The 19,113-nt window shown below is 44.9% G+C and carries 9 protein-coding genes; all 9 read left to right on the top strand.

The window, feature by feature from the left end; all coding sequences use genetic code 11:
- Positions 1-14: 14 nt before the first annotated feature.
- The 9 genes from ABR189_RS04210 (at position 15) to ABR189_RS04250 (ending at position 19,093) form a co-directional block, all read left to right on the top strand.
- A complete protein-coding gene (locus ABR189_RS04210) occupies positions 15-3,425 on the top strand; it encodes a SusC/RagA family TonB-linked outer membrane protein (RefSeq protein ID WP_354659195.1) in 3,411 nt (1,136 codons plus the stop codon).
- A 46-nt stretch (positions 3,426-3,471) separates the two neighbouring features.
- The gene (locus tag ABR189_RS04215) at positions 3,472-4,995 is read left to right on the top strand and encodes a RagB/SusD family nutrient uptake outer membrane protein (RefSeq protein WP_354659196.1); all 1,524 of its coding nucleotides are present in this window, start codon (positions 3,472-3,474) and stop codon (positions 4,993-4,995) included.
- Between the two features lie 23 nt (positions 4,996-5,018).
- Complete coding sequence (gene lacZ, locus ABR189_RS04220; protein WP_354659197.1) at positions 5,019-8,234, top strand: beta-galactosidase, LacZ type; 3,216 nt, start codon at positions 5,019-5,021, stop codon at positions 8,232-8,234.
- 33 nt (positions 8,235-8,267) lie between these two features.
- Positions 8,268-10,235 (top strand): MGH1-like glycoside hydrolase domain-containing protein, encoded by a 1,968-nt coding sequence (locus tag ABR189_RS04225; RefSeq protein ID WP_354659198.1) that lies wholly within the window; start codon positions 8,268-8,270, stop codon positions 10,233-10,235.
- Positions 10,236-10,329: 94 nt separating this feature from the next.
- Entirely contained in the window at positions 10,330-12,639 is a 2,310-nt protein-coding gene (locus ABR189_RS04230; protein WP_354659199.1) for an aminotransferase class III-fold pyridoxal phosphate-dependent enzyme, read from the top strand.
- A gap of 35 nt (positions 12,640-12,674) precedes the next feature.
- Positions 12,675-13,364, top strand: a complete 690-nt coding sequence (gene rpiA / locus ABR189_RS04235) for a ribose-5-phosphate isomerase RpiA (protein WP_354659200.1) — start codon at positions 12,675-12,677, stop codon at positions 13,362-13,364.
- 145 nt (positions 13,365-13,509) lie between these two features.
- Complete coding sequence (locus tag ABR189_RS04240; RefSeq protein WP_354659201.1) at positions 13,510-14,130, top strand: RNA polymerase sigma factor; 621 nt, start codon at positions 13,510-13,512, stop codon at positions 14,128-14,130.
- Positions 14,131-14,323: 193 nt separating this feature from the next.
- The gene (locus ABR189_RS04245) at positions 14,324-15,493 is read left to right on the top strand and encodes a FecR family protein (RefSeq protein ID WP_354659202.1); all 1,170 of its coding nucleotides are present in this window, start codon (positions 14,324-14,326) and stop codon (positions 15,491-15,493) included.
- A gap of 147 nt (positions 15,494-15,640) precedes the next feature.
- On the top strand, positions 15,641-19,093 hold the full coding sequence (locus ABR189_RS04250; RefSeq protein ID WP_354659203.1) for a SusC/RagA family TonB-linked outer membrane protein: 3,453 nt from the start codon (positions 15,641-15,643) through the stop codon (positions 19,091-19,093).
- Positions 19,094-19,113 lie beyond the last annotated feature (20 nt).

The raw sequence follows: 19,113 nt of genomic DNA on the forward strand, positions 1-19,113 counted from the left end.
AAAATACGAACGTTATGAAAAAAAGAACTATCCCGTTGAACATAATGGGGACCATCCGCAACTTTATCTGCCTGCTCCTGGCACTGTCCCTGCTTAGCTGGGTACAGGTAGCAGAAGGGCTAAAAGATAAAATAAATGTTGGGTTTAAAAATACCAGCGCTGTAAAAGTGCTGGCTTATCTGGAAAGAAATACCCGGCTTAAATTTTCTTACAACCGTGATGATCTGGAACGTATGGCACCGGTGTCTATTGACAAAAAAGTGCGTACAGTGGAAGAGCTGCTGAATGAGATTACGACTGTTACAAATCTACAGTTTAAGATAACGGAAGATCAGATCCTGGTGAAAGCTGTATCGGCTCCAACACAGGCTATTACCGGTATAGATAAAGTGGCAGACAGTGAGGTAAAGGGGGTAGTGCGTGCTGCCTCCGGCGAACTGCTGGTAGGAGTGAGTGTACGGGTGCTGGGTACCGGCAAAGGCGTGCTCACCGATGTGAAAGGAGCGTTTGTGCTCAAAGGCCTTCCTGCTAATGCAGTCCTGGAAATATCCTATATCGGATATGAAACCAAACAGGTACCTGTGAACGGACAATCCGAACTGGCAATATCTCTGGGGGTTTCTTCCAAAATACTGGACCAGGTGGTGGTAGTGGGATATGGTACACAAAGCCGTAAAGATGTAAGTGCGGCGATTACTTCCGTAAAAGGGGAAGCTATTCAGAGTATGGCAACCAACAACCCGGTAGATGCCCTGCAGGGGCGTGTGGCCGGATTGTCCGTTACAAACACGGGTGGTAATCCCGGTGCAGCGGCGGATGTGAAGTTAAGAGGAGTAGGTACCATTGGTGGACATCAGCCTTTATATATTATTGATGGAACACCGGGTAACCCTTTTTATCTCAACAATAATGATATCGCTTCCATAGAAGTCTTGAAAGATGGTGCTGCGGCTTCCATTTACGGTTCTTTGAGTGCTAATGGAGTGATTCTGATCACTACCAAAAAGGGTAAGAAAGGCGCTCCGGTGATCGACTTTAATGCCTATTATGGCGTAGTAACACCTACCAATAAACTGAAGCTGCTGGATGCCAATGGTTATAAGACGCTGCATAAAATGATGTATGAAAATGCAGGGGAAGATCCGGCCAACTGGCCTGCTTATATCACAAAGAATACTGGGGTGAATACCAACTGGCAGGATGAGGTAAGGCAACAGGGAATTACGGAAAACTATAACCTTAATCTACGTGGTGGCGGGGACTATTTCACCTATTCCCTGAGTGGTGATATCATGAATGATAAAGGTACTTTTATAGGATCCGATTTTAAGAAAAAAACGATCCGCTCCCGTAATGAATATAAAAAAGGCCGTTTAACAGCAGAGGCGAACATTATCTATTCAGAAACGGCTACCAGGGACTATAAGTTTTCTTTAACGGACACTTACTTTCAGTCACCCTTGCTCCCCATATTTGATAAGAATGAAAAATATGGATATGCTTTGCTGGTAGATGAATTGCCAAAATTTCAAAACCCTTTGGCAGCAGACCATTACTGGGATACCAAAAGTACCACCCAGTATTTTAATGGAAATGTCCGTCTGGGTTTACAATTATGGAAAGGCCTGCGTGTGGTAAGCAACCTGAACATGGTAAATGCCAATGACTTCTATTATGCTTTTCATCCACCTTTCCGTTCTAATCAGAATGATCCTGAAATTTCTTATTCTTACCTGGAGAACAAACGTTCCAATTACCGGGAACGGTTGATGGAAAACCTGCTGTACTATGATGTGGCATTTGGGAAACATAGTATTAATGTATTAGCTGGTTATACCGCGCAGGAGAAAACGAATAACTGGATGGCCACTACGGCAGAAGGTAAAACTATTGTGCGTACCGTGGAAAACGGGGAGATCGTTGAAACAGAAGTACCTGGCGGTTTCCTGGATCCTAACTTTAATACCATCAATGGTGGTACCGGCGGTACTTTTGGTAACAGCGGTACCCGCAATAAATACATCCGGTTGTCTACCTTAGGCCGTATTAACTATGCATACGATGATAAATACCTGCTGCAGATGTCAGTGCGCAGGGATGGTTCTTCTCTCTTTGGCCGCAACCGCAGATATGGCGTTTATCCGTCCATTTCTGTAGGATGGAATCTGCAAAGAGAAGATTTTATGCAAAGTGTTACCTGGCTGGATATGCTGAAACTCAGAGCTAGCTATGGTGAATTAGGTAATGAAGGCGGGCTTAGAAATTATGACCATCAGGCACTGATCTTTACTTACAATGATTGGACAGGTGGTTATGTACAAGGCTCTGGTGGTACTTCCTGGCCAGGATCTGCTGCCTGGAACCTCGAAAACCGTGACCTGCAATGGGAAACCAGTAAATCTACTAATATAGGTGTTGACTTTGCTATTCTCCGTAATAAGCTAAGCGGTGCATTTAACTTCTTCAACAATAAAACGGAAGGGCTGCTGATTACTAAAGAAGTACCGCCTTCTGCCGGGGTGAATGATCCTATTCTGAACGTGGGCAAGATACAGAACCGGGGTTGGGAATTGGAAGTGACCTATAGCAACAAAACCAATGACCTGGGCTATAATGTTACAGGTGTGTTAAGCTCTACGAGAAACAAAGTACTGTCACTGGCTAATGAAGGACAATCTTTATCTGGTGTGGGATTAAAATATGGGTCCTCTCATATTGCCAACCAGACAAGAGTAGGGAAGGAAGTAGGTGCTTTTTATCTGTATGAAACAGATGGCATCTTCCAGTCGGATGCTGAAGTACAAAGCTATAAGAATAAGGAAGGCGATTTATTACAGCCGGATGCCAGCGCCGGAGATATCCGTTTCAAGGATACCAATGGCGACGGCGTGATTGATGATAATGATAAAACCTATCAGGGATCAGGTTTCCCAAAATTGGAGTATGGCTTTAACATTGGTGTACAGTATAAAGGATTTGATCTGGCACTCTTTGTACAGGGGGTAGCAGGCAACAAAATATATAATGGTAACCGCTTTGAGTTTGAAGGAATGGATGCCGGCAGAAATTTTACGACCAATACCTTAAATGCCTGGACACCGCAGAACAAAAATACAGATGTACCCCGTGCCGTATTGGGCGACCCTAATATCAATGCCCGTGAATCTACCCGTTTTCTGGAAAACGGAAATTACCTGCGTCTGAAAACAGTACAATTGGGATATACTTTTCCTAAGCATTTGCTGAATAGTATAAAAGTAGACCGGGTAAGACTGTATGTCAGCGGTCAGAACCTGCTCACCTTTACCAAATACACCGGCATTGATCCGGAAATAGGGGTCGTAGATGTGCTGAATACAGGCGTGGATCGTATGATATATCCACAAAACAAGAAAGTAATGGTAGGGGTGCAGTTAACATTCTGACCCCATTATTAACACAATTTCTACCACGGGATAAAAACATGATCAAATGAAAAAAGTACACTTTTATATACCGGTTCTTTTTGCAGCCTTGCTGGGTATCAGTTCCTGCAGCAAGGATTTGCTGGAACAAACTTCGCCCGATCAGCTTACGACTGATAATTTCTGGAAAAGCAAGGATAAAGCAGTGGGTGGTCTGGCGGCTGCTTACTCCCAACTCGAAGGTTTTGTGGGTTGGGACAACTATATCGAAGCCCGCTCGGTAAGAGAGTTTTACAGGGAAGATATGGTAGTGCCAGGCCGTGATGCCTATAACTATGCCTGGTGGATGGAGCATTTTAATTTCTCCTTTACTTCCGGTAACTACGCGATAGACCTTTTGTGGAGAGAAAATTACAGGGGCATTAACTTCAGCAACCAGGTATTGGAAAATGTAAGTGCAATGACAGTAGAGATGATTGATGATGCCAGTAAGAAACAGATTCTGGCAGAAGCACGTTTTCTGCGTGCTTATTATCACTTTAAACTCCTGACCAATTTTAATAAAATTATTCTCCGTGATAAAGTGCCGGTAAGCCCGTCAGATCTGAATAAAAGTACTGCAGAACGTAAGGATGCCTGGGAGTTTATTATAGCAGATCTCCTGGCAGCTGAAAAAGACCTGGCCTTACGCTCCAAACAGCCATCTGAAGAGATGGGCAGAACGACCAAAGGAGCGGCACAGGCTTACCTGGGTAAGGTATTCCTGTATCGTGCCGGAGAAGATAAAGCAGGCAGTGTACCTTATTATACGGAAGCTTCCAGGTGGTTGCTGGAAGTGATCAAATCCAAGGAATATAAACTGCAGGCTGATTTCCTCAGCATGTTCAATGGTACGCTTAGAAATACTCCCGAATCCGTATTTGAATTACAACAGAATGCAGATTCCGAAAATGGCGCTTACTACAGGTCACAGATGAATACCTGGCTCGCTGCTGAGGAATTGGGCGGATATGGCGAATTGTATGGTACCCCGCAGTTGGTAACTGAAATGACGAAAGAAGGACGTATTGCAAAAGATGGTTTGTATGATCACCGGATATATGGTACTATCTTCTTTAAAGATCCTTATTTCAATGATGCTGCTAATCCAAGGGTATATGATAAAACATATGACGCCTACTTTGGCAACAACCAGGTAGCCTTCCGGAAATGGTTACCACTTGCCAAAAACAGGATTACCCGCTCCAATCCGGTTAATGTGCCCCTGATGCGTTATGCAGACGTATTGCTGTTGTATGCAGAAGCAGAGAATGAATTAGGCCATGGACCTGTTGCAATGGAACAGATCAATGCGGTAAGAGACCGTGCAGGTATGCCGGCATTGACGTTGACAGATAAACAAGCCATCTTTAAACAACTGGTACACGAAAGGGTAATGGAATTGACCATTGAAGGCAGCCGCTTTTATGACCTGCGCAGATGGGGCATGCTGGAAGCCAGTATGACCGCCGCAGGCAGGAAGTTTTCTGCTGATAAGGCCTTTTATCCTTTGCCGCTTAAAGAAACAATTAATAATCCGTTAACACAGTAATCTCCATTGATTTTTTATACACCATGACATGGTACAGCACACCGGCGCGGGCTTTTGCCCGTGCCTTGTTTTACCTGTCAGTTAACCGTTTTGCTGCAATGATCAGAATAATGATAGTGGGTTGTTTATGTTTGTTGTCATCTTTGGCAGGTGCACAATCCAATGATTGGGAATCTCCACAGCGCGTATCTGAAGGTACTTTACCCCCTCATGCCCATTTTATTCCTTATCCTTCTCCGGCTGCTGCTGTAAAGGAGCAAGCGTCTCCATTCACACTGTCTTTAGATGGTATCTGGCAATTCCACCTGGCTAAGAATCTGGACGAAAGGCCCAAGGACTTTTTTAAAGCCACTTTTGATGTCAGCAAATGGAAAACAATTCCTGTTCCTGCCAACTGGCAGACGCAGGGATATGCAAGCTATATTTTCACAGATGTAGAATATCCTTTCCCACCTGATCCGCCTTATGTTCCCAAAGCTGATAACCCGGTAGGGTCTTATCGCCGCAGCTTCCAGATGCCTGCGGACTGGCAGGGAAAACAGGTGCTGATCCACCTGGGGGCGGTCAACTCTTTCTTTTACTTATGGATCAATGACCACTATGTAGGATTTAGCAAAGACAGTAAAACCCCGGCAGAATTTGATATCAGTCCTTTTCTCCGGAAAGGCGTAAATAATGTGTCTGTACAGGTGTTCCGGTTTAGTGATGGTTCTTATCTGGAAGGGCAGGATATGTGGAAGTTGAGCGGTATAGAACGCAGCGTATACCTGCTGGCCCGCCCAAAACTCTGTATCTATGATTTTTTTGTGAAGGCAGGACTTGCCAATCATTACCAGGATGGGGTACTAGATCTGGAACTTGCATTAAATAAAAGACCTGCTGCGGCAGAAAAAGGAAAAAAGATCCGGGTGCAATTGCTGGATAGTGAAGGGGGAACAAAGCCCATATTGGAACGGGAAGCAGCCCTGACAAACGACAGTATTTACCGGTTCCATGCAAATATTCCTCAGGTAAAGGCATGGAATGCAGAACATCCCCACCTTTATACACTGCTGATCACCTATAAAGACAACAAAGGAAATACAATAGAAAGCATCGTACATAAAATAGGATTCCGTACAGTAGAGATCAAACATGGGTTGTTCCAGGTAAATGGAAAAGCTATAAAGCTAAAAGGTGTAAATCGCCATGAGCATGATATGAATACCGCTAAAGTGGTGAACCGGGAAGGTATGCTGAACGATATCCGGGTGATGAAGCAGTTTAATATCAATGCAGTACGGACAAGTCATTATCCTAACCGGGAAGAATGGTATGCGTTATGTGATCAATACGGCATTTACGTAGTAGATGAAGCCAATATTGAGTGCGATGGAATGGATATGCACCCCTTAAAAACATTGTCTGATAAGCCGGAATGGAAAAATGCTTACCTGGACCGTACCCGGCGTATGGTAGAGCGGGACAAGAATTATTGCAGTATTATCACCTGGTCGCTGGGAAATGAAAGCCGTTTCGGAGACAATTTTAAAGCCACCTACCAATATATCAAGGCAAGGGATAATTCCCGGCCGGTGCAATATGAAGAAGCCAGCAATACGCCTTATTCAGATATTTATTGCCCAATGTACAAACCCCTTCCGGTAATGCTGGAATATGTACGGGACCACCGGACTAAACCTTTTATCCTTTGCGAATATGCCCATATGATGGGCAACAGCGGCGGCAATTTTAAAGACGACTGGGACCTGATTTATAAATACCCGCAATTGCAGGGTGGGTTTATCTGGGATTTCTCTGATCAGACCTTCCGTAAGCAGGATTCCCTGGGACGTAATATATGGGCTTATGGAGGAGATATGGGTACAGTAGGTGCTACCAGTGATACCAGCTTTTGTGCCGATGGGATGTTGTCGGCAGATCGTTCTCCACACCCGCAGGCTTTTGAGGTAAAGAAAGTATATCAACCGGTACATTTTGAACCGGTAGATTTTTCTGCACAGACCATCCGGATCACAAACCGGTATGATTTCACTAACCTGGAAACACTTACTTTCCGCTGGCAGATAAAAGCTGATGGCCAGGTGCTGGCATCAGGTACCTTACCGGAGGTGAGGATGGATGCACAGCAATCTGCTATCGTACAAATTCCTGTGCCAGCCATTACCCCTACACCTGGTACCTTATATTTCCTGCACCTGGAAGCAGCCACCAATCAGGCAACCGGACTGTTGCCCCAGGGGTGGACAGTAGCCACCGAACAGTATCAATGGCCGGTATCCATGCCGGTAGTGAAAAAACAATATGAGGATGATACCCTGCAGGTAGTAAAGACAGCTACTTCCTGGATTATCCGGAACAAATTGTTTTCAGCAGATTTTAATAGTCAGTCTGGCTGGTTGCAACATTACCGTTATGCACAAACGGCATTCCTGCAATCTCCTTTACAGCCCTACTTCTGGCGTGCCCCTACGGATAATGATATTGGTAACAGTATGCAATTGCGTTGTGCCATGTGGCAGTATGCAGGGGATAGTACCCGGTTATTATCCTGTACAGTAACCTCCGTGGATGCCCGGCAGGTACAGGTGTTAACCCGGCATTTCCTCCCCCTGGTAAAAGCTTATTTTAATACGACCTATCTGATAGCTGCGAACGGGGATATCCACGTGAAAGTGCATTTTGAAGCAGGGGATACTACACTGCCTGAAATGCCCCGCATGGGAATGCGGATGCTGGTGAACAAGGATTTTAATCAGGCCAGCTGGCTGGGCAGAGGACCATTCGATAATTACCAGGACCGGAAGTATGCGGCAGACATAGATGTATATAGCATGCCGGCAGACTCCCTGTTTTATCCCTATCCCCGTGCACAGGAAAGTGGTTATCGCTCAGATATACATTGGATGGCACTTCATAATAAGGGCAACGCAGGATGGATGGTATACACAGATTCCCTGTTTAATGCCGGTGTGCTTCACTTCAATATGAACAAGCTCAACTTTAACCGGAAGGAAAATAATCACGGTGGCTCCATTACCAATGATTCTTTTATCTGGTGGAATATAGATTATCAGCAAACCGGGCTGGGAGGAGATAACAGTTGGGGAGCTAAGCCACATTCGGAATATATGCTGGTATATAAAGATTACAGTTATTCGTTTACACTGCGGCCATTACCGGCAGGCAGTATGATGACGGAAAAAGCTAAAGAAAGATTTGAACGGGCAGCTATGTAAATGGTTGTGTAATGGGAAATTATGTTGAAGGATATGATAAAATGGAAAACCATATTCCTGCTGATGCTGACAGTGGCTGCGATGGGCACAAAAGCACAGGTCAGCAGGGATTTATTTAAAGACGTATTGGATGTAAGGTATGAGGTAAAGGCTCCGCATAGGGTTGCTACTTCTTTTTTTGCTGATCAGGGCGCCTGGCACGCTTATGCCTTGCCACAGCGTAATGAGGATGCGGGCGCTTTTATAGGACCGCTTTTAATGGACCTGAAAGGAGAGTGGCTGGGAAATGATTTTACGCGGCTGCGTATTTATGAAAACAACCGGGAGCTGCCTTTGTCACGCATAGACACGGCTACCTATTATGTGCCGGGTATGCTGCAGCAAACCTATATGGCAGAAGGCCTGCAGGTGCGTATGCAGCTCATTTTTACAGATAGCCGGGAGGCGATGATCCAGGTAAGGTTAAAGAATGAAGGGCGTGCAAAACGGCAACTGGTATTGCAGTGGGGCGGCCATACAATATTACCACAGGCACAATTGAAGGCTGTACCCAATGGCATAGCTGTTGTCTTCAGCAACTCAGCACATCATTTCTTTATAGACTATCTATCCCGGCAGCCTTATCAGCTTGCAATAAAAGACAACGGTTATCAGGCACGAAAAACGATTACCATCCCTGCAAAAGGGATATATGAAGATCTACAGTTACAGCGTTATTTTCTGGAAACAAAAGCAATCACGGCAGCAAAGAAAAAAGACTTTAGCCAGGCATATGCACAAAATACAAGTAGATGGAATAAATACTTGTCGGACTATTTTGCAGGTACTGCAATAACGGTAAAGGATACTACAGCAGCACGGCTGGCGGTGAAGTGTATCGTTACATTGATCACTAACTGGCGTAGCCCTGCAAAGGATCTGTTGCATGCAGGTGTTTTTCCTTCCGCTGCCTATCAGGGTTTTTATGGTTTCTGGGCCTGGGATAGCTGGAAACAGGCGGTGGCTTTAGCTGATTTTCACCCATCACTGGCCAAAGACAATATACAGGCATTGTTTGATTACCAGGATCCTGCGGGGATGGTGCCGGATTGCATTTACACAGATAAGCAGGAGAACAATCTACGTGATACCAAACCTCCCCTGGCAGCATGGGCGGTGTGGGAAGTGTTCAGGGCTACAAAGGATACGGCATGGGTACGGCACTTGTATCCTGCTTTGCGCAGGTACCATCAGTGGTGGTATGCCAACCGGGATCATGATGGCAATGGTTTATGTGAATATGGGGCTACAGATGGTACCCGTATTGCGGCTGCCTGGGAAAGTGGGATGGACAATGCGGTGCGCTTTGATCAGGCAAAAATGCTGCGAAATAATAATAGGGCCTGGTCGCTGGATCAGGAATCGGTAGATCTCAATGCGTACTTGTATGCGGAAAAATTATATCTTGCCCGTCTGGCTGCTATGCTGGGAGATCAGCGGGAAGCAGCTCACTGGAAGCGCACTGCTGATCAGCTATGCGGGCTGATCAATAAGCACTTTTATGATCCGGTATCCGGTTTTTATTACGACCGGCGTTTGTCGGGGGATCTGATCCGTGAGGCGCAAGGTGCAGAAGGATGGCTGCCTTTATGGGCAGGTATTGCTACGCCCGAACAAGCCACTGCAGTGGCAAAGGTACTACTTGATACCAGCCGCTTTAATACCTGGGTACCATTCCCGGTATTGTCTGCCGGTAATAAGCAGTTTGATCCTGCCAACGGATACTGGCGTGGGCCGGTATGGCTGGATCAGTTTTACTTTGCAGTAAAAGGACTGGAACAATATGGTATGCAGGAAATGGCGCAGGGGTTTGTCAACAAACTATGGCAGCATGCAGCCGGTATGAATGATAACCAACCCCTGTACGAAAACTATCATCCGCTTACCGGCAAAGGCTTGAATGCAGTAGGGTTCAGTTGGTCGGCAGCACATATATTAAAGCTGTTAGCCTTTAGCTATTGAAGCGATCAAAACAAAAAAAAGTATTAATACCCGAAACAACAAAACATAATTCCTAAAAGCTAATAGCCAACAGCTAACAGCTAAAAAACAACATATGTCTCACTACTTTACGATTTCCGAAATAAAAGAATTGGCGCAGCGGCATTATGGGCTGCAGATAAGTGTAACCGCTTTGAATGGTTATGATGAATCCAATTTTTTGCTGGAAGATGCGGCAGGCCGGAAGTATATCTGTAAAATAGCTGAAGCCGCACATGGATTACATTTCCTGGATGCCCAGGTAAAGATCATGGATTATTTGTCTAAGAGTGCGGTGGCAAAAGGATTTCAACAGGTATTACGTAATGGGGAAGGTACACCATTGACCAGCCTGGTCATGGCGGAAGGACTTTTTTACATGCGTATCCTTACTTATCTGCCCGGTACTTTCTGGGGAGCGGAGCAGGAACACAGTGCTGTGCAACAATATAACCTGGGCCACTTTTTAGGGCGTATGGATCAGGCATTGGCAGGATTTGATCATCCTGCTATGCACCGTCATTATTATTGGGATATCAGTCATGCATTGGATGCACGTAAGCATTTACCTCATATCCGTTCACATGAACAACGCCGTATAGCAGGTTATTTTCTGTTGCAGTTCGAAACGGAAGTAATCCCACACCTGCAGTCCTTGCGTACAGCAGCTATTCATAATGATGCCAATGATTATAATGTACTGGTAACAGGAGAGGAGGTGACGGGATTAATTGATTTCGGGGACATGGTGCACACGGCGCTTATCAATAACCTGGCAATTGCCTGTACCTATGCTATGTTGCATACCGCAGATCCGGTAGCTACCGCAGCGGCGGTGGTAAAAGGATATCATACTGCTTTCCCGTTAACAGAAAAGGAAGTGGCTTTATTGTATTACCTGATAGCCGGACGTTTATGTATCAGCGTTACACAGTCGGCCAAACAGGCGGCTGCTGCAAGCGACAATAGTTACCATTTTATCACGGAAAATGGGGCATGGGTATTACTGGAGCGTCTGATCGCCATCAATCCGCTGGCAGCAGAGGATGCTTTCCGGAAGGCATGTGGTTTTACTTCGCGCTTAAATCCGGCAGACACTTATACTCCTTTACTGCAGGAACGTAAACAATTTATTGGGCGTAATCTGAGTATCAGCTATAAACGTCCGCTGAAGATTATTAAAGGCGCACTGCAATACCTGTATGATGATAAAGGGGATACTTATATAGATTGTGTGAATAATGTAAGTCATGTAGGGCATTGCCATCCGGTGGTGGTAAAAGCGATGCAGCAACAAATCGCTACACTGAATACCAACACAAGGTACCTGCATGATAACCTGGTAAACTTTGCGAGGGAGCTTACCGCTACACTGCCAAAGGAACTGAGTGTATGTTATTTTACGAACTCAGGTAGTGAAGCCAATGATCTGGCTATCCGGATGAGCCGGCATTATACCAAACAAAAAGATGTAATTGTATTGGATCATGCCTATCATGGTACTTCGACTGTGGCCATAGGATTAAGCCCCTATAAGTTTGATGGTAAAGGTGGGTTTGGTAAACCGGAACATACACATAAAGCAATAAATCCTGATTTGTACCGGGGGGCATTCCGTTATAGCGACCCGGAAGCAGGAAAAAAGTATGCGGCAGATGTGCAGGAGATCATCAGCCGTTTGGCAGGATCGGGAAAGGGTGTGGCGGCTTTTATCTGCGAAACCTTGTTAGGGGTAGGTGGGCAAATTCCATTGCCGCCGGGATATTTAAAGGAAGTATATCAATATGTAAGAGCGGCAGGGGGTGTATGTATTGCAGATGAAGTGCAGGTGGGTTTTGGCCGGGTGGGCAATAAATTCTGGGGCTTTGAGCTACAAGAGGTAACGCCTGATATTGTGGTGCTGGGAAAACCTGTGGGCAATGGGCATCCGTTGGCGGCAGTAGTTACCACATCTGCCATCGCTGATGCGTTTAATAATGGTATGGAGTACTTCAACACTTTTGGGGGTAATCCGGTATCCATGGCTACGGGTATCGCAGTACTCAAAGTGATACAGGAAGAAGAAATGCAGGCGCATGCACTGGAGGTAGGCGATTATTTCCTGGCAGCGCTGGAAAAGTTGAAGGCGATACACCCGATTATCGGGGATGTAAGGGGACATGGACTGTTTATCGGGGCAGAGCTGGTACGCAACAGGGAAACTCTGGAACCTGCTGTGCCGGAAATAGATGTGGTGGTAGAACGTATGCGCGATCGTGGTTTTCTGCTCAGTACAGATGGGCCACTGCACAACGTGTTGAAGATAAAACCGCCGATGGTATTTACCAAAGCCAATACGGATACCTTGATTGCTCACCTGCATGAGATATTGCTGGAGCTGAAATAAATATGCGATCTTTAGGTGGTATATAAAATACAGCCATGGAAACAGGAATTGCGTTGGCCAAAAAGGTGGCAGGACAAAAAGCCGTTGAATATATTAAGGCAGGTATGACCGTGGGACTCGGTACCGGAAGTACTGCCTGGTGGGCTATCCAGGAAATAGGCGCCAGGGTAAAAGCAGGGCTTGATATCAACGCTATTGCTACTTCGGACCAATCGTATGAGCTGGCGGTAGCGTTGCAGATCCCACTGATCACCTTTGAGGAAATAACACAGATTGATGTGGATATCGATGGGGCAGATGAAGTAGATCGGCAGCTGCAGCTGATAAAAGGTGGCGGTGGTGCCCTCCTCCGCGAAAAAATTATTGCTGCTGCCAGCCAGCAAATGATTGTTGCGGTGGATGAACATAAACTGGTAGATACCCTTGGGAAATTCCCCCTGCCTGTAGAAGTAGTAGTATTTGGATGGGAGATGACCGCCAGAAAACTGGCGGCACTGGGAACGCAGACAGTGTTGCGGGAGAAAAACGGCCAGCCCTTTATTACGGATAATGGTAACTATATTATTGATTGTGCTTTCAATGCCATCACAGATCCTGCCACTTTGCATACCAGGCTGAATGCTATACCGGGGGTGGCTGAGAACGGATTGTTTGTAAATTATGCCCATACGGTTATTGTAGGATATGAAAATGGGACGGTCAATACCCTGTACCCTGCCAGATAACCATATTCCCCTGCCTTTTGCACCTCATGTAATAGCAACGGCGGCCGTTGGCTCCGTGGTATTCCCATTAATGTGGTATTAAACAAATTGCAATTATCTTTGCCAGGCTGCTTTATTTATGTAGATAAAAACCAACCTGGAGAAAATGGGGCATGATGATAACATAAAGGATGCCTGGTTGTTATTGAGGAACAGCCATGCAAGTGCATTGGAAGAGCTGTATAACGGGCATTACCTGGGTATGATCAATTTTGGAATAAAACTAACCGGGGACCGTGAGTTTACCAATGATTGTATTATCCAGTTGCTGATAGAGCTCTGGGATAAAAGGAAGCAGCTGCCTCATGTAGAAAATGTAAGAGCCTACCTGCTTACCTGTTTAAAGCATAAGATCATTGCAGAGATAAAAGCCTGCCAAACCAGAAATGACAGCCATCACTCCCTGCATAATATACAGGACAATACAGAGTTGCCATATGAAGCCTACCTGATCCGCCTGCAATCTGATAAAGCCATCAGAGAAAAATTGTCCCGTGCACTGGATAAGCTCACTGCCCGGCAAAAGGAACTGCTTAAACTCAGATTTTTTGATAAGCTGGATTATGATGAAATAGCAGCCTTGTCTGGTATCAGTAAGCGTACGGCTTATAATATCATTTATGATGCCCTGAAAATGTTAAAGACGGAATTCTATGCTTCCAATGAAAATGGGACCTTCCTCACAGATGCTATTTTGTTAACCCTGCTCATCAGCTTACTGGCATAATAAGGAGTTTTTGTCCCCTCGTTGCTGTTGCCATCCTGCGATCCATATTTGTATTTATTTAATTGTTGACTTATTTGGGCTGATTATTTTGATGAATTTCAAAATACTGGCCGTTTGTTTAATTATTTCTATTTAAAAAAATATCTGTAGTAAAAGCAAGTAGGCTTTTGCTCTATAGATCAAAGCGATTGTCATGAATTACCGGGAATATGATGCCGAAGATTTATTGCTGGAAACATCCTTTTTAAATTATTGCCTGGGCAGTAAAGACACCGATGTGCTTTTCTGGGAAAACTGGTTGTTGGAAAATCCGGACAAAGCGAATGTGGTAAAACAGGCACAAGAGTTATTCCTGCTATTGAATGGAAATCATACGGCTGCACAATTCCGGGAGCATCAAAGTAGGTTCCGGGAGACATTCAGCCAGCATCTTGAAGAAGGACCGGCAGGAGCGGGGCACTTGTTTTATACCAGGGAGCAAGAAGGTGAACATACCAATACGGAACAAGGTAAGTATAGGAGCCGGAGCAGGAAAATTGGCCGGTATGTGGTGGGTATTGCGGCTTCCCTCTTGCTGTTGGTGGCGATCAGACAATTGGTAGTACATAGATATGCTGCGGATAAAGCAGCCCTGGAACAGGACAAATATACCTATGTAAGTATGCCTGGTGAAAGGAAATCATTCCAGTTACCCGACGGCTCTACTGTATTACTGAATGGTGGAAGCGTGCTCAGGATAACGCCGGCATTTAACGAGGAAAACCGGCAGGTACATCTGGAAGGAGAGGCCTATTTTGATGTAGCACAGGATGCAGGAAAGCCATTTGTTATCCAGGCTGGCGATATGTGTGTTAAAGTACTGGGAACCACTTTTAACGTAAAAGCGTATCCACAGGATAAAACACTGGAAACGGTATTGATCCGGGGAGCAGTGGAAGTAACCGTAAAAGATATGCCCAGACAACAGGTGATCCTCAAGCCACAACAGAAAATAATTATCGAAAAGCCTGCAAAGCAAGCAGCCGGAATACAGGATAGTGTTTCTCATACTCACCATCAACGGGAGGCAATCGGGAAAATAGCCGTTAAAAATGTGCAGTTGCTGGCGGATGACAGCACCGTGATGGAAACTTCCTGGACATTGAACAGACTGGTATTTGACAATGAAACATTAGCAGTGGTAGCCACCAAAATTGAAAGATGGTACGGGGTAAAAGTACAGATAGATCCGGCCATAGCAGACACTTATACCTTTACCGGAATCTTTGAGAATGAATCCATTCAACAAATGCTGAAAGCATTGCAGTTATCCCTGCCTTTTCATTATAAACTGGAAGATAAAACGCTTTTTATAACAAAATAAAGTAACAATAAATGACCTGAGATTACCAACCGAAATCGTAAAAAAAGCAGGGAAGTGCTTCCAACACTCCCCTGTAGTTTAAAATCAGGAACAGGATGTATTTGCATGTCCCCTGTTCCATTTACAGAACTTAAACCAACTAAAAGTATGAAAAAAACGGGACTCCCGTTGGCAATCCCCTTGCCAGCTGGCTTTATTAAAGCATTATTGATGATGAAATTTATTTTCCTACTGGTTTTAATGACATGTTTGCAGGTATCTGCAAAGGTGTATTCACAAAATACACGGATTACGCTGCGTGTAGATGATGCACAGCTGTACCGGCTGTTTAAAGTCATTGAAAAGCAAACAGATTATCGATTTGTTTACAGCAACAATATTCTGCCGGCTGATAAAAAGGTGAGTATTCATGCGGAAAATATGCCTTTGTCTAAGGTGTTGGAAATGGCGCTGGTGAATACCCCGCTCACTTATTCCTCTCTGGAAAGTAACCTGGTAGTAATTTCCCTGAAAACATATCCGGCGATCTACGAGGTGCTGAAAGGGAAAGTAACTGATAGGGATGGCAATCCGCTGCTGGGGGTAACTGTACGGAATAACAATACCAAACAAGGTACGGTAACCGACCAGCAAGGTAATTTCTTTTTACAGGTATCAGAAGGAGATGAACTGTCATTCAGTTTTATCGGCTATGAAAATAAAACGGTGAAAGTAAGTGCTAAGGCCATGATGACTGTTGTGCTGGAACAAAGTTCCAGTAAGCTGAACGAGACAGTAGTGGTAGGATACGGTACTACCAAAATAAAGGACATGACAGGTTCCGTGGCCAGGATTAATGCCAAGGAACTGGAGCTTGCACCTACTGGCGGTACAGTAGCTTCTTTCCTGCAAGGTAAGGCTGCCGGTGTAAATGTAATGGTACAGTCAGGTGCTCCCGGTGCGCCCACGCAGGTGGTAATCCGCGGTGGTACTTCTCTTTCCGGTACCAATGAACCTTTATATGTAGTGGATGGGGTGCCTAACTATGTGGCGAGCACACAAGGAGTGGGTGCAGATGTTACCAAGGCATTGTTTAACCTGAACCTGAGTGATGTGGAAACAATAGATGTATTGAAAGATGCGTCTGCTACTGCCATCTATGGTTCCCGTGGTGCGAACGGCGTGGTGATCATCACTACCAAAAGAGGACGTGCCGGCGTAAAACCGGAAGTAGAACTGAGATATAGTACCGGTGTACAGGCCAGAGCTGGTGGATGGGGCGTATTAAATGCGGCCAACTGGAAGGCAATTGTGGAAGAGGCTGCCAGAAATGGTATCATGACCACAGGGGCCACAGATTATTTTACGAAAAAACTGATAGATCCAAACTCTGTACAAACGACCGGGCATATTGACTTCCTCACAGGTAATGTGATGAGAGATATTATTGATCCGGTAACAGGAAAATATACCCAGCAAAGGTTTTTCCAGGACCAGGATATTCCCTGGTGGAATATGATGACACAGGATGCCCGTCAGTCGCAATACGATATCTCCATGAGGGGTGGCAGTGCCAATAATAACTACTATGCATCCATCAGCTATATGGATCAGCAGGGGATTATTGTTAACTCCAACCTGAAAAGAATTTCCGGAAGGTTTAACACAGAAACAAGGGTAGGTAAGAACCTGAAGATAGGTATCAATATGGATGGGGCTACTTCTGTAAACAATCAGAAAACAGAACTGACCAAGGCTATCATAGAATACCGTCCTGATTTGCCGGTGTATAATGCTGATGGTTCTTTCTATTTGTTTGATCAGTATACGGATAATCCAATGTCCATCGGATCAAACAGACAGGAGAACAGTGCCAAGAATTTTACCGGATCAGGATATGCCGAATATGAAATCATTCCGGGATTACGGTTTAAAAGCAACTACTCTGTAAGATATAACCTGTTTAATAACGATAAGTATATTAACCGTGGCAAATCTTACAGCAGTTACAACGGTCAGGGTACGATTGTATACAACGAGTCTACTGTTACCCTGTTTGATAATACCCTCACTTACGCCAAAGCAGTTGATAAACACGACCTGATAGCGATGGTAGGTACTTCCGTAGAAAAGGCCAATACCAAAATGTTGTCTGCTTCCGGTATGGATTTTCCGGATGATATCATCCTGAATAACCTGGGTAGTGCCACCACATATGGAAAACCAAACAGTAATGAATACGGTACTGGCCTGACTTCTGGTTTTGTACGCCTGAACTATAAATATGACGGAAGATTCCTGGCTACCTTAACAGGGCGTGCAGATGGGTCTTCCAAATTCGGTTCCGGTAACCGGTTCGGTTATTTCCCATCCGGTGCATTGGCCTGGATCATTTCAGAGGAAGCATTTTTGCAAAACTCTAAAATGGTCAACTACCTGAAAATAAGAGGTAGTGTGGGCAAAACCGGTACACAGGACATTGGCAATGATCAGTGGAGAACGTTGATGTCCGGGTCTGTATATGAGGGATTACCTGGCGTATACCCTTCACAGTTGGGTAATACGCAGCTCAAATGGGAAACTACCACGCAGATGGATGCAGGTATTGACTATGCATTCTGGAATAACCGTATCAGTGGTGCTTTGGGAGTATATAAGAAGAATACCAATAACCTGCTGTATAGTACACAGGTACCCTCCAGTTCCGGATTTACAAATGTTACACAGAACCTCGCTTCCATTGAAAACAAGGGGATAGAATTTGATGTGCTGGTAGATCTGGTAAAAACACGCGATTGGTTATGGGACCTGGGCTTTAATGTGAGCAAAAACTGGGGGACAGTTACTTCCGTAAATGGTGAAAGAACCTACCTCTCGAAGTCAGTACTGGAAGCAGGTATGGCACTGGGTACTTTTTATGGCCACCGTGCACTAGGCATTTATAAAACCATGGAGGAAATCGATGCGTTAAGCAGTATCGATCCCAAAACAGGTAAAAAGGTATATTACCAGAATCAGTATACCCGTCCGGGTGATCTCAAGTTCGCCGACCTGAATGGCGACGGTATTGTAAATAACGATGACCGTGAAGTATTGGGTAATAGTAATCCGCTATTTTATGGTGGTATTAACTCCACTGTAAGGTATAAGGGATTTACCCTGTCTGCCCGTTTTGATTACAGCTATGGTGCTAAAAGGTATTGGGTAGGAGAGTCTGATATGATGAGCTTCAATGGCTATTTCAATAAAGTAACCAATGTCATGGATCGCTGGACACCGGAGAACCCTGATGCTAAATATCCACGTGTAATTTTCTACGATAGAAGCGAGAACAACCGCTTTAGCAATTTCTATCTGCATGATGCCTCTTATTTAAGATTGAATAACCTGAACATCAGTTATCGGGTACCACCAAAATTCCTGCGCGGATATTTCCTGAAGGGAATTGACTTGTCTGCTTATGCTACCAACCTGTTTACGATTACCAATTATCCAGGCATGGACCCGCAGGGGAATTTTAACACAAGCGCAAGTGGTACGATGATGGGAACGGGCTATGATTACAGCTACTATCCATCAGCTAAATCGTACAATTTCTCTGCAAGATTCATCTTTAACTAATAACCCGATTAATCAGCAAA

Source organism: Chitinophaga sp. H8 (assembly GCF_040567655.1).
In the GTDB taxonomy this organism is placed as follows: domain Bacteria; phylum Bacteroidota; class Bacteroidia; order Chitinophagales; family Chitinophagaceae; genus Chitinophaga; species Chitinophaga defluvii.